Raw genomic sequence first — 13,474 nt, forward strand, 5'->3', positions numbered from 1 at the left:
AAAGGAATGAGAATGTTGGGTACAGAACAGTCGAATGTGTTACAAGTTAACAATTTACAGGTACAGGTAAAAACAAAAAATGGGGCTAGCACCCTCGTAGAGGATATCAACTTTGAATTAAAGCGCGGGGAGGTACTGGGTCTTGTCGGGGAAAGCGGATGCGGTAAAACCGTTACGAGTATGAGTATCCTTCAGCTTCTTAATCGGAAATCGACATCGATTGAAGGGAGTATCTTATTGCAAGGACGCGAATTGAATGGCTTAGGAGAGAAAGGCATGCGTGAGATTCGTGGTAAGGATATCGCCTTTATTATGCAAAATCCGATGAATGCTTTTACGCCTGTTTTTACGATTGGGCATCAATTTATTGAAACCATTCGGTCCCATACGAAATGGAATAAAAAACAAGCAACAGAGCTGGCCATTGAGGCGATGCACCATGTAAACCTGCCAGATCCTGTTAAGTTACTAAAATGCTATCCTTTTCAATTTAGCGGGGGTATGCTTCAACGAGTGATGATCGCAATGGCAGCATGCTTACATCCAGCTGTTATTATTGCCGATGAACCAACAACCGCCCTTGACGTGAATAATCAGAAGAACGTACTGTATCACTTAGAGAAAATTCGCGCTGAATATGGTACTGCTATTTTACTAATATCCCATGATCTCGGCGTCATTGCAGAAATGGCAGATCATGTAGCGGTTATGAAGAAGGGCAGAATCATAGAAAAAGCGGGTGTATTCCAGCTATTTGATGAGCCGCGACATGAATATACGAAAAAACTGCTAAATGCACGCTCCAAATTACAGTTTTATGAATCTGCCGTCCATTTGGCCTGACTTAAGGGGTGAAAAAAATGAGTTTATTACAAATAAATGAAGTAACTCATAGCTACGGATCCCGAACGTTTTTTAACTGGAAAGACCGTTCTAAAAAAGTACTAAACGATATTTCGCTCTCTATTGATGAAGGAACCTGCTTAGGAATGCTTGGTACGAGCGGAGCTGGTAAGAGTACTTTAGGAAAAGTGATTCTTGGTTTGGAGCGGCCGCAAATTGGTCAAGTGCTGTTTCAAGGGCATGATATTTATGCCGCAGATAAGCATATCCGTCAAAAAATCCGCCGCGACCTTCAGGCGGTTTTTCAGGATTCATACTCATCGGTCAACCCCCGAATGACAGCTGAACGGATAATAGCAGAGCCGCTGGAAAACTACGAAAAGCTAACGGCAGCTGAACAAAAACGAACCATTATTGAATTATTGGAAAGGGTAGGGTTAAGTGAACGGGACTTGAATAAATACCCTCATCAATTTAGCGGCGGCCAATTGCAACGAATCAATATTGCGAGAGCCGTCTCGCTAAAGCCAAAGCTGATTGTCTTAGACGAATCAGTCAGTAGTTTAGATATGGTGAACCAAGCTTTAATCCTAGGGTTACTAAAGGAGTTAAAGGAAGAATTCGGGCTGTCGTATCTCTTTATTACCCATGACATTAAAGCGGCCTATACGTTAAGTGATAAAGTTGGTGTACTTGAAAAGGGAAAACTAGTCGAGATTTATGATTCAAAGAATCAGTTTTTTACTTCAAAACATCCTGTAGTACATAGGATGAGAGACTCCATCCTTGCCGAGCACCCGCGTTTTCGTACAATTAGATGAAGCAAGGGGACGGTTCTTGTGCATCATTTGTTATGTTCAAAGGAAGCAAGGGGACGGTTCTCGTGCTTCCTTTGTTATGTTCAAAATGAAGCAACAGAACCGTCCCCCTGCTTCAAAATGATAGAAGGAGATCAATTAGATGAATCATCGTGCGTATCTTGCTTTGGCAATTCCCCTAACGATCTCAACCATGACAACGCCTTTATTAGGTGCTGTGGATACAGCCGTTGTCGGGCAGCTGCCTGATCCAGCCTATATTGGAGGCGTTGCCGTCGGGACCCTTATTTTTAATACATTGTATTGGGTATTTGGCTTTTTGCGGGTCAGCACATCTGCTTTTGCCGCACAAGCGAACGGGGCAAGTGATCCAGTACAAGGAGTACTAGCATTGTCTCGTCCATTTTTATTAGCTGTGATTGTAGGGATCTGTTTTATTCTTTTACAATGGCCGATTGAGTACGGAGCTCTCCTATTGATTTCTCCTGATTCTGATGTGAGTAGGTTTGCAGCTGAATATTTTCGAATCCGGATTTGGGGAGCACCCTTTACCTTGATGAACTATGTGATTCTTGGCTGGTTAATGGGGATGGCTAAGATTAAAGAATCATTATTTTTACAAGTGTTAATGAATGTTTTAAATATGATTTTGGCGATTCTTTTTGTCCATGTCTTTTCTTTCGCTGTAAAAGGGGTCGCTGCAGCTGCCTTGATAGCGGAAGTAACAGCCTTTGTACTTGGATTAGTCATTGTTTTGAAAGCATCTGGGTTTGAATGGAAAATACCATCCATTCAAGAACTGATAGATATTCAGTCCATGAAAAAGATGTTTAACGTTAACAAGGATTTGTTCATTCGAACGATTTGTTTATTAGTCGTGATTAATATGTTTACAGCAAAAGGTGCTTCGTTTGGGACAACATTTCTAGCTGCAAATGCTGTACTCTTTCAGATTCACTACATAATGGCTTATTTCTTCGAGGGGTTAGCTAACGCCTCTAGCATTCTTGTCGGCAAAGCGGTAGGATCTAATGACAAGGATTTATATAAAAAAACCCTTACGTTATCAAAGCAATGGTCGGTGATTACTGCGTTTCTCATAGCGTGTATTTATGGGTTATTTCAAGAACAAATCATTGGTCTTTTTACCAATTTGCCTAATGTGATCGATCTTTCAATAGAGTACGGAACATGGCTTATCATCTACCCATTTGCCGCATGCTTTGGCCTAGTCATCTACGGTGTCTTCACAGGAGCAACTGAAATTGCCCCCGTGCGGAACTCGATGTTTTACGCAATGATTGTCTATATTATCATACAAATCACAGCAACCCCGATCTGGCACAATCATGGCCTATGGCTGGCTTTCATTATCTATACAATCGGGAGATCAGGGTTTCTAATAATGTACACTCCTAGATTAAATAAACAACTATTTCATCTGGTCCACGGGGACAGGTCCCATGCCTCTCCCCTCAAAGACCATGAGGACAGTCCCGCGTCCCAGTGAAGGGGCCTGGACCTGTCGTTGACCCAGTAATCAAATAAAGAAATGAAGAAAAAAGTATTGAGATCCAGTTTTATAAAAAAATCAAAAAGGAAAGTTCTACGGAGATTTTACATTCTCACAGAACTTTCCTTTTTTTGTGTGGGACGAGGGTGACCGTCCCCCTGGCTCAAGTACTTGGCACTAGAGGCTCTTCATTTTTCATAGTGTGAAACGCGAGTAGTGTCCTTGTGTAATGATCTTGTTTCAAAAGAACTAGTACCTACTAACTATAACTCCCCTAATACAAAATATTAATTTTTATGAACAATGGTTTACCTGCAGAGGTATTAAACCCACTATTTTCAATATATTATGAAATTGATTCCCGTTTCAACAAGTAAACTAATCCTACTCCTTCATTCCTTTTATATTTTTCATATCAGTAGATATCACTCTTCTCCCCATACTTTTTACATATTGACCACATATTTCCATTTTATCTATGATAGAAAGCGGAATAGTGTTGAATAATGTGGGTTTTTGGTGAATGTTGTAGATTTACGCAAGGTTAATTAATTTATAGGATTCAATTGAGTTTGGCTTTAGAGAAATAAACTATTTTACAAAGGGGAGTTAGGATTGTGAGAAGGTTAGGTGTTTTTACTCTATTCAGTGCTTTAATCCTGTTATTGTCAGCTTGTAATGGAACTAGTGAAAAAACAGGCGCCGGCAGCAGCAAAATTATTGATGCTTCGATTGAAAATGCTTCATACATTTTAGCAGGGAAGGACGACGGCGTTTCAGAAGATAAAGAAACAAAGAAAGGCCTGTTAGCAGTTAAGCTAAAGGTTAAGAATAAAACCGATTCAGAGATTTCCATGTCTCCATATGATGATATTAAGATTTATGATGGGGAAAAACAATTGTCACCTGAAGACGACGTATACCTGTCTGACCTTGATATAGACTATTCACAAACTGGGGATATTGGCGCTGAAAAAGTGAAGGAAATGACGGTTATTATTAATGTTGAAAAGGATAAAAAATATGAGCTTGGCCTCAGACCATTCATAAAAGGTCCTGAAGATGCAGATGAGGTTAAGCTTGAATTAGATACGAAAAAGTATGCAGCGAGCTATGAGAAATTAAATGATCCTGCTAAGGCGTTAACCGCATACATCGAAACAATCTATATGGATAAAGAGAACGCTGATTACGAAAAATATGTTTCTGCTGACAAAGCAGTCCTTCAAGAGGAGGCTAAAAAAGCATTTAAAGAGGCAGTACAGGATGGATTCATTGATTTAGCGATCCCAGATGCGGAAATCGACAAGCAATATAAGAATTATAAATCAGCCTTATCCCAGAAGTCTAAGTTCGATGCCGTAACAGTAGGGAATGCTGAAGGCAAGGCCGTAGTTCTAGTAGAATACTCTAATATTCCATTGGATGACCTATATGATTATGTTAGTGACTACGATGAAGAATACTATCAAACAACAGGTAATTACGAGGGCGGCGAAGAGTACGCTCTTTCGAAATTCGACACCATTATCAACTCTATTGAAGCAAAAGAAAACAAAGAAAAATTGGAAATCCTAATGGTCAAAAAAGACGGAAAATGGACCGTTGATCTATCAGATGATTACGCAGAAGAACAATTAACAGACGCATTTGCCGCAGGCGTGGGGTATTAAAGAAAGATCAAGGTACGGGTCCCTTGGTTCTCCCTCAAGCGGAGGTATCGGATAGACCATGTACCAGCAGAATTGAAATTGCTCAATCCGAGTACAACTGGATTGGGCTTTTTATTTGTTCTGGAGCCCCTGTTAAAATTCAAGGGAATTCCAACAACAGACCATGGGAATGTCCCATGGTCTGTTATGGTGAACTCACAGCAAATATAGTTTTAGAAATGTTGTCGTTATTAATAATGTTAAACATTATTTGGTTATTAATATATCTTCGTCCATAACATTTCTATCAATCTCCATAAACTATAGAAAAGGAGTGGAGTTTTTATATGCGATTGTTCGATAATGACAGATTTAATAAAGCCGTCAACATACCTAACCCCCTGTATCAATCCGTACAGGGAAGATATTTTGTTGGACAAACGGAACACATTTGTTTCGGAAAAGGAAAAAATGGATGGGGAGGCTTAGTGAACAAATATAAATCCGATGTCGATTTGTTTGTAAATGCGTTTACAATAACCAATCATTCCGATCAACCTTTTGAGGCTGAAATTTGGTTTAATCCCATTCCCCCTGGTAAACCAATAATTTCGAGAAATGTAACCCCCGCAAACACAGCTCTTTCGCCGCTTCCAAAGCCCAAAGTAAAAATTGCCTATAGCGAGTGTGTGGAAGGATTACCTAGAAAAGGGGTAATGGCATTTAGGCGGATTGTACCTCCGCAAAGTACTTTAACCAGTGATGAAGATGGGAAGTTTATCTTTCCTCCAGGCGGGTCATTTATTATTTATTTACTTTCACCAACTAATGAAATCATTCAAGCGGAAGTAGCATTTGGCTGGTTTGAAAAAGAAAAGATCAAAAGGACGGGTCCCCTGGTCTGAAGAACCATGTAAATAGGTCCCAGAGATAATCAGTCAAGACTAATTGAAGGTAACCCAATCCAAGTATCAGAAGGATTGGGTTATTTTTATTGAATCAAAGATAAAATCAATAAAAAAGACCAAGGGACCGTCCCTGTGGCAGCATTTAAATTTTATTTTGTGAAACAATAGTTGTAAAACAGGATTTTTTTCGATGTGTCGCTGTAACCTAAGGAGAAGATCTATGAAAAATTATAAACAAGCGCTGATAAAGAGCTTTAGGAAAAAGCTTGAGTCTTGGCCATATGAGCGAGAGTATGTTCACCATCAAGATTTACATCAATTCCTCCAGTCGATTTCCGAGACAGCTGCCGTCATTGGGCTAGACAAGGCCGGGGACCTGATCCAGCTGTTAATCGAGCAACAACAGGAAAACAAGGAAAAAGAATGGACAAGGGAAGGTCTACGGGACTTTTTAAGCCCTTTGCTCTCTATTTTCTATTATGAAGAATCCTCCACTATAGAGAACGTGATTGAATATAATGGAGGCTTGTCTGAAAGGAAGCTCATTTTATTAATAGACGATGATCCGGCATTCATCATGTTTCTCAAGGATGTTCTAGGGAAAATTGGCTGGGTGGTCATGGCTGTGGCTGATCCGGACAGGGCCATTCACTCGTATTATGATTTAAGACCTGATTGTGTCATTCTCCATACTCATAGCGAGAAGGAAAATGGACTTGCAGTACTAGTAAGGCTAAAGGAAGGTCTCAGGCAGGAGTTTATTCCGACCATTATGATTAGTCATGATTTATCGAAGGAAATAAGGATGAAAAGCTACCAGCATGGTGCAGATGATTTCATCCAGCTTCCTTTCGAAATAGATGAGTTTATTGTAAGAATCAATCGGCAGCTGAAACGAAAACAGGCGATTGATGAGGTGATGCTGCTTGATGAATTAACGAGAGTATACAACCGGAACTATTTGCAGCCATCGTTTGAACGGTTAATCAGTCAGTTTAACAGAAGAAATGTGCCATTTTGTTTGGCTTTAATAGATCTAGATTGCTTTAGGCAAGTGAATGAAGCGCATGGTCATGCAGCGGGGGATTACGTATTAATTACATTTGCTGAAATGATTCAAAGCAGCTTAAGACAAGGCGACATCGTGATTCGCTATGGCAGCGATGAATTTCTCCTGCTGCTTCCGGGGGCACGAGCAAAGGATACGAAAAGGATATTGGATCGAATTCGACTCACCTTCTCGGAGAAAAAATTTGAGGATGTGAATCATCATCAATCATTCTCCTGTTCCTTTTCGGCAGGCGTTCATGAAATTCAACGCGATGAATTAGATCTAAGAAGGAACATCGAGATTGTTGATCAAGCATTATATGAAGCAAAGCAGGAAGGGAAAAATAGGGTAAAGGTTGTCCCGATAGATAACATTCGCTATCACCAAAAACCAATTCATGTGGGGATTGTTGATGATGATCCGATTATCCGAACGATGCTGACGGACTTAATTAGTAAAAGCAATTTAATAGAAGGAGTTTTATTGGACATTCAAACCTTCAAGGATGGCATGGAATTTATTGAATCCCATTGGTATTTGGAAAGCACCGATCCCTATTTAATTATTTTAGACGGAATGATGCCGCGAATGGACGGGATTGAGGTGCTGCAGAAGCTTAGGGAGCTGAGCTTTCAGGAAAGGTATACGATTATCATGCTAACCTCCCGCAAAAGTGACCAGGACATCTCACGTGCCATTCGGCTTGGTGCAGATGACTATATCACAAAGCCGTTCAAGCCATTGGAGCTGGAAGCAAGGCTCGGGCATTTAATCAAAAGGATGAAATAGTATGATTGAAATGAGTTTGGTACTGCTTTTTCTACTATTTCTTGCGCTGCTTTTCATCTTAATCAGTCTTTTTTTCTATTTGATCGTAAAAAAATATCAAAACAATCAATTGAGACAAAGAATAAACGCCATGAAGGATGAATATCGATTGGCTGTGTTTCATTATCTACAAAATGGTGAGTCCGAATTTTTAGGACAGGACCTTGGAGAGGAAAAAGTGAAGGCGCTTATCGAGCTTCTTAGTGATTATTCACATGTTTTAACAGGGCCTGAGGTGGAAGAGAAAATCCATCTTTTTGCGAAAGAGCATTTGTCCGATTTTATTAAAAAAGAGCTTACCAAAAAACGCTGGAGTCTTCGAATGAATGCTTTATTTGCTATAGAGGATTTCTATATGGAGCATTTAGTTCCCATTTTACACAAATTATATGGAAAAAGAGGCACCACCCTTTCCGAAAAGGCGCAAATCCTCAAGCTGCTTGCCGCATTTAATGATTCGAAAATTGTTGACTATATAAAAGGGATTGATCAGGAGCTATCTGAGTTTTCATTGGTTTCGATCCTCTCCAGCATGAACGATGATAAGCTTGACGAGTTATTCTCATGCTTAGATGAGCTTCCAAAAAGAACACAATATATATTGGTTGAGATGATTGGGAAAAAACAGCTCACTGAGCATCATTCTCTTTTACAAAAACTGGTGCTGCAGGATGAGACGGAACTTAGGATTCGAGCCTTAAAAGCTTATGTGAATTCAGGAATCCCTATTGATGCGGCTGCGATTGATGGGTTTTTTGAAGAAGACAATTGGCAGCTACGGATGATGGCGGCAAGGGTTGCGGGAATGCAGCGGTTGGATCTGTACAAAGATAGGCTTCTTACTCTTTTATCTGACCGTGAATATGTCGTACGTGCTGAGGCGGCGAAAGCGATTCTCAGATTTAAAGAAGGCGAAGCGATTTTAAAAAAAGTGACAGATGAGTCAAAGGATATTTTTGCGAAGGATATGGCTGTAGAGTGGCTTGAGAAAGGACGCGGTGGCTATACATATTAATTGGGCAAACCTACTTATTGTTGGTAACTGGATTATTTTTTTTTATATGATCATGATTATCCTAGTGTATGTCGGAATGCTGACCCTTTCACTCTTACAGATTCGAAGAACCTATCAGCTTGATGAATTTGAGCCATATGAGGAGCTGCTGTTGTCCGAATATACAAAGCCCGTGTCTATTCTCGTACCAGCCTATAATGAATCAGCTGGAATCTATGGCAGCATCCGATCGCTGTTAAGCATCGAATATCCAGAATATGAAGTGATTATTATTAATGACGGCTCTACCGATGATACGCTTGAAAAGCTGACGGAAAAGTTCCAGTTAGTGAAAATCAATCGAGTGTACCGGAAACAGCTGGAGACAAAGACCATAAAAGGAATCTATCAATCAGTACTTTACCCTAACCTAGTGGTGCTGGATAAAGAAAATGGCGGTAAAGCGGATGCCTTGAATGCAGGAATTAATTGCTCCAGATATCCTTATTTCTGTTCATTGGATGGAGATTCCATTATTGAACGAAATGCTTTCCTGAAGGTTCTAAAGCCTATAATTGAATCGGATGATGAAGTGATAGCCTCAGGCGGAAGTGTCCGAATTGCGAATGGCTGCACGATTCAGAATGGTGAGCTGATTGATGTCGGCCTATCGACGAAGCCGATTGTACTGATGCAGGTGATTGAGTATTTGCGGGCTTTTTTAACAGGAAGGGTTGGATTGAGCCGCAACAATTTACTTCTTATTGTATCAGGAGCGTTTGGGGTGTTTTCGAAAAAATGGGTCATCGAAGCGGGGGGCTATGCTCATACCGTTGGGGAGGATATGGAGCTGGTCGTTCGGCTTCATCGATATATGAAGGAAAAAAAGGTGGACAAAAAAATTATTTATGTCCCAGATCCTGTTTGCTGGACAGAGGCCCCTGAGTCAATCAAGTTTCTGCGCCGGCAGCGCAAGCGGTGGCACCGCGGCCTATTTGATAGCTTGTGGAAGCATAAAAAGCTAATGTTTAATCCAACATACGGCTCAATCGGATTATTTTCTATGCCTTATTTCTTTTTTATTGAATTTTTAGGACCGTTGGTTGAGCTGATTGGCTATATTCTGATGATTGTTTCTGTTTTTACAGAAAGTATTCAGATGGAGTATGCGATTTTGTTTTTCCTGCTTTCCTTGATATATGGCTCCATCTATTCAATGGCTGCTGTATTGCTTGAGGAATGGAGCATGGAAAGATATCCGAAGGTGCGGCATTTTGCGATTTTATTTTTCATGTCTCTCACGGAGACACTTTGGTATCGCCCGCTTACCGTCATTTGGCGGGTCGAAGGGATGATCGAAATGGTTGCTGGTAAAAAAGGATGGGGTGAAATGGTGCGAAAAGGTGTTTCAAATGATTAAGAAAAGCCGGCTGCTGATACCCGCTGGAATTCTGCTGCTGTTCCTGTTATTTACCTCACCAATCTGGGTATGGCAGCTGAAGCCTGCAGAAGAGCTGAATGTGTTCATCCTGGATAAAACCGTCCCTGATCAATCGTACCGTGAGCATAAAGGGTTGATTTGGCTCCTGAACCACTTAAAGCTGAAAAAGGATGACGGCGAAGCATACGATGCGAAGGAGGATTATGGAGGGTTTATCCCAAATAAGAAGCCGCCTGTATTTGATGTAAGGGAGATGCCTGAGGATTTATCCTCCTATGACGTTTTGTATGTGGCGGATACCTATGGGGTGTATGAGGATGAATATAATGAAGAAAACCGGGAAGGCAGGCGTTCGAAGCTTCTATATGGCGGGTTGACCGCTAAAGAGGCCAACCGAATGAGCGACTCTTTAGTGAAAAATAATCAAACGCTCATTGCTGAGTTTAATACCTTTGGCTCGCCGACGGAGCCCCCTGTAAGGGAGGAATTATACGATTTGTTGCATGTCAAATGGACAGGGTGGATGGGACGTTATTTTTCCGATTTGAACAGCGAGGAGGTACCAGTCTGGCTTAAGCAAAGCTATGAAAAGCAATCTGGTGAAGCCTATCGTTTCAAAGGGAAAGGTCTAGTCTTGGTTAGTGACGAGGAGCAAGTGATCTTTTTAACAGAGAAGGATCTTTCTGATGAGCCTGTTGTTTTTTCGCTAACTGACAGCGGCGCGAAGGAATATGAGATGAAGCAGCCTATTGCTTATTCTTATTGGTTTGACATCATTGAACGTTTTGATGAAAAAGAGGTTCAGGTGCAAGCGAACTTTGAGTTGTCACTAGCTAAAAGCGGGAAGGACAAACTTAGAGACGCCAACATTCCCTCTCGCTTCCCGGCAGTGGTTCATCATCAGGCAAAGTCATATGACAGCTATTATTTTGCCGGTGACTTTGCAGATATGGGACAGGTTCCTGATCTGTATCAAGTCAGTGGTTTGACTTGGTGGCAACGATTGTTTTCCTCTGAAAAGCAGGGAAAAGCGGATAGCTTTTATTGGGAAGCCTATACGCCGATGATGACAAAAATTTTAACAAAGGAAAATTCCCGCAGTGAAAAGGCTGCAGGTGTACCGGAAACGGAGACAGTGGCCGGGATGAAGGTAACTGGGCATAGTGGTGATGACTATCTGCAGGTTTATAAAGATGGGGATTGGGAGGATATTCTGATTAAGGGTGTGAACATGGGGATCGCCAAGCCTGGTGCATTTCCTGGGGAGACAAAGATTAGTAAAAGTGAGTATGCACGCTGGTTTGAGCAAATTAGTGAGATGAATGCCAATGCGATTCGAGTGTACACAATTCATCCGCCGGCCTTTTACCAGGCGTTGTATGAGCATAATCAGAATCGAAAAGACCCGTTATATCTATTCCATGGTGTTTGGGTCAATGAAGAGACCTTTTTAGCTAAAAAGAATGCGTTTGACCCGGCTGTTACGGATGATTTTAAAAAGGAAATCGAACGGACGATTGATTTGATTCATGGGAAGGGCGAGCTTGAGGAAAGGGCCGGACATGCGAGCGGAAGTTATTTATTTGATTTGTCGCCTTATTTATTAGGCTGGATACTTGGTGTGGAGTGGGATCCTGAGGGGGTTGTTGGGACGAATAAAGCGAATCCCGGTAGAACAAGCTTTGACGGGTCGTATATGACGGCAGAGAATGCCTCTCCATTTGAGGTTTGGCTTGCGGAAATGATGGATTTCGCCACGGTTTATGAGGCGGAAACCTATGGCTGGCAGCATCCAATAAGCTTTACCAACTGGGCCACAACTGATTTACTGGAGCATCCCGCTGAGCCTGATGCAGCAGAGGATCTTGTTTCGGTCAATCCAAATAGGATCAAAGCAAAGGAATCCTTTTACCCAGGGCTGTTTGCATCCTATCATATCTACCCATATTATCCGGATTTCTTGAACTATGAGGAGAAATATGTGGAGTATGTCGACCAAAGAGGGAAAAAGAACAATTATGCAGGTTATCTGCATGATATGAAGGAGCATCATGATCTTCCTGTGCTTGTCGCGGAGTTTGGCATCCCGGCATCAAGAGGCATGGCCCATGAAAATGTCTATGGATTTGACCAAGGAAACCACTCCGAGCAGGAACAGGGTGAGCTTTTGAAAAGCTTGTATGAAGACATAGTGGAGGAAAAAATGGCAGGGGGTATGGTCTTCTCGTGGCAGGATGAATGGTTCAAACGGACATGGAATACGATGGATTACGATAATCCAGACAGAAGACCGTATTGGGATAATATCCAAACCAATGAGCAGCATTTTGGCCTGGTTAGCTTTGATCCGGATACGGAGGAAACGCAATTACGGGTGGATGGAGATCCTTCTGATTGGAAAGCCAGGGGGACGGAGCCAGTGGGTGTGTCTAATGAAAAAGGTCCGATTCAAAGGGTGTATATGGCAAGTGATGCAGGAGGGTTAGTTTTGCGGATAGATTATGACAAGGAACTGTGGAAGGAAGAGGAGTTTCACGCATCGATTTTAATCAATACCATCCCAAACCAGGGGCAGTCGACAGTTCCGGGTGTGGCTGTTGCAAAAGAGGAAGGCGTGGATTTCCTTGTTGAGCTGAATGGAAAGGATGACTCCAGAGTGTTGGTTGATAGCTATTACGATACCTTCTATTATGACTATGGACATGTTCTGGGAATGATTGAGCCTGCGGTTTATGCGAGCCAGCCCAATAATGGGGTGTACCATCCGATTCGCTTGGCACTGAATAAGGAATTATCGATTGGTAAGCAGGAGGGCTCTTCGATTACTGTGCCGTTTTCAGCCTATGAAACAGGGAAGCTGACATACGGAAATGGAAATCCAGCATCAGACGACTTCAATTCCCTTGCCGATTACTATATGAAGGATGGAGTGTTAGAGCTTCGCCTGCCATGGCTCCTGTTAAATGTGAAGGACCCAAGCCAAAAGGAGATTATGGGAAACATTTGGTCTGAAGCTGGTCTGAACAGCTCAGAAACCATCGATAGCATTTCAGCAGCGGTAATTGTAACGGATAAACAGCAAGGAATCCAACAGCGCGTGCCGAATACCGAATCAACTTGGCTGCAATATACATGGGATAACTGGAACGAGCCGGTGTACCATGAACGATTGAAGAAAGGGTATGACGTGATGAAGAAGGTTTTTGAGTGAGTCAGGGAGATGGGTACCGTGGTTCGGTTATTTTAGTGGAAGTTGTGACGAGGGACCGGTCCCTATGACTCCTTATATCTCTATTGCTCTATGAAAGGTCTGCGCCAAATCCCTCTGCAGAGTAACAAAAGGGAAGCTCTATGAGAATTTAAATCACAGTAGAGCTTCCCTTTTCGTTTATATTATTGAACTATATCTATGTCTCTTTTTGTTCT

The 13,474-nt window shown here is 41.7% G+C and carries 9 protein-coding genes; all 9 read left to right on the plus strand.

Annotated features, from left to right (window positions below; genetic code table 11):
- Positions 1-15: 15 nt before the first annotated feature.
- The 9 genes from nikD to ACHUFV_RS19560 all read left to right on the plus strand — a co-directional run bounded on the left by nikD (position 16) and on the right by ACHUFV_RS19560 (position 13,259).
- The gene (nikD, locus tag ACHUFV_RS19520; protein ID WP_394237023.1) at positions 16-843 is read left to right on the plus strand and encodes a nickel import ATP-binding protein NikD; all 828 of its coding nucleotides are present in this window, start codon (positions 16-18) and stop codon (positions 841-843) included.
- Positions 844-860: 17 nt separating this feature from the next.
- Positions 861-1,664, plus strand: a complete 804-nt coding sequence (gene nikE, locus ACHUFV_RS19525) for a nickel import ATP-binding protein NikE (RefSeq protein ID WP_394237025.1) — start codon at positions 861-863, stop codon at positions 1,662-1,664.
- Between the two features lie 139 nt (positions 1,665-1,803).
- Positions 1,804-3,171 carry an MATE family efflux transporter gene (locus tag ACHUFV_RS19530; RefSeq protein ID WP_394237027.1) on the plus strand — a complete coding sequence of 456 codons (1,368 nt, stop codon included), beginning with the start codon at positions 1,804-1,806 and terminating at the stop codon, positions 3,169-3,171.
- 620 nt (positions 3,172-3,791) lie between these two features.
- On the plus strand, positions 3,792-4,847 hold the full coding sequence (locus ACHUFV_RS19535; protein WP_394237028.1) for a DUF5105 domain-containing protein: 1,056 nt from the start codon (positions 3,792-3,794) through the stop codon (positions 4,845-4,847).
- A gap of 326 nt (positions 4,848-5,173) precedes the next feature.
- Complete coding sequence (locus ACHUFV_RS19540; protein WP_394237030.1) at positions 5,174-5,731, plus strand: DUF6143 family protein; 558 nt, start codon at positions 5,174-5,176, stop codon at positions 5,729-5,731.
- Between the two features lie 223 nt (positions 5,732-5,954).
- Positions 5,955-7,574 carry a GGDEF domain-containing response regulator gene (locus ACHUFV_RS19545; protein ID WP_394237032.1) on the plus strand — a complete coding sequence of 540 codons (1,620 nt, stop codon included), beginning with the start codon at positions 5,955-5,957 and terminating at the stop codon, positions 7,572-7,574.
- Between the two features lies 1 nt (position 7,575).
- A complete protein-coding gene (locus ACHUFV_RS19550; RefSeq protein ID WP_394237034.1) occupies positions 7,576-8,628 on the plus strand; it encodes a HEAT repeat domain-containing protein in 1,053 nt (350 codons plus the stop codon).
- A 46-nt stretch (positions 8,629-8,674) separates the two neighbouring features.
- On the plus strand, positions 8,675-10,027 hold the full coding sequence (locus ACHUFV_RS19555; RefSeq protein WP_394237278.1) for a glycosyltransferase family 2 protein: 1,353 nt from the start codon (positions 8,675-8,677) through the stop codon (positions 10,025-10,027).
- Complete coding sequence (locus ACHUFV_RS19560; RefSeq protein WP_394237035.1) at positions 10,020-13,259, plus strand: hypothetical protein; 3,240 nt, start codon at positions 10,020-10,022, stop codon at positions 13,257-13,259. Before ACHUFV_RS19555 ends, ACHUFV_RS19560 begins: the two co-directional genes overlap by 8 nt.
- Positions 13,260-13,474 lie beyond the last annotated feature (215 nt).

The organism is Niallia oryzisoli, assembly GCF_043641075.1.
GTDB lineage: Bacteria > Bacillota > Bacilli > Bacillales > Cytobacillaceae > Bacillus_BD > Bacillus_BD oryzisoli_A.

Bases quoted from the DNA above. Each gene is read 5' to 3' on its own strand.
- nikE (WP_394237025.1), top strand. From the start codon at position 861: ATGAGTTTATTACAAATAAATGAAGTAACTCATAGCTACGGATCCCGA.
- ACHUFV_RS19530 (WP_394237027.1), top strand. From the start codon at position 1,804: ATGAATCATCGTGCGTATCTTGCTTTGGCAATTCCCCTAACGATCTCA.
- ACHUFV_RS19540 (WP_394237030.1), top strand. From the start codon at position 5,174: ATGCGATTGTTCGATAATGACAGATTTAATAAAGCCGTCAACATACCT.
- ACHUFV_RS19545 (WP_394237032.1), top strand. From the start codon at position 5,955: ATGAAAAATTATAAACAAGCGCTGATAAAGAGCTTTAGGAAAAAGCTT.
- ACHUFV_RS19550 (WP_394237034.1), top strand. From the start codon at position 7,576: ATGATTGAAATGAGTTTGGTACTGCTTTTTCTACTATTTCTTGCGCTG.
- ACHUFV_RS19555 (WP_394237278.1), top strand. From the start codon at position 8,675: ATGATCATGATTATCCTAGTGTATGTCGGAATGCTGACCCTTTCACTC.
- ACHUFV_RS19560 (WP_394237035.1), top strand. From the start codon at position 10,020: ATGATTAAGAAAAGCCGGCTGCTGATACCCGCTGGAATTCTGCTGCTG.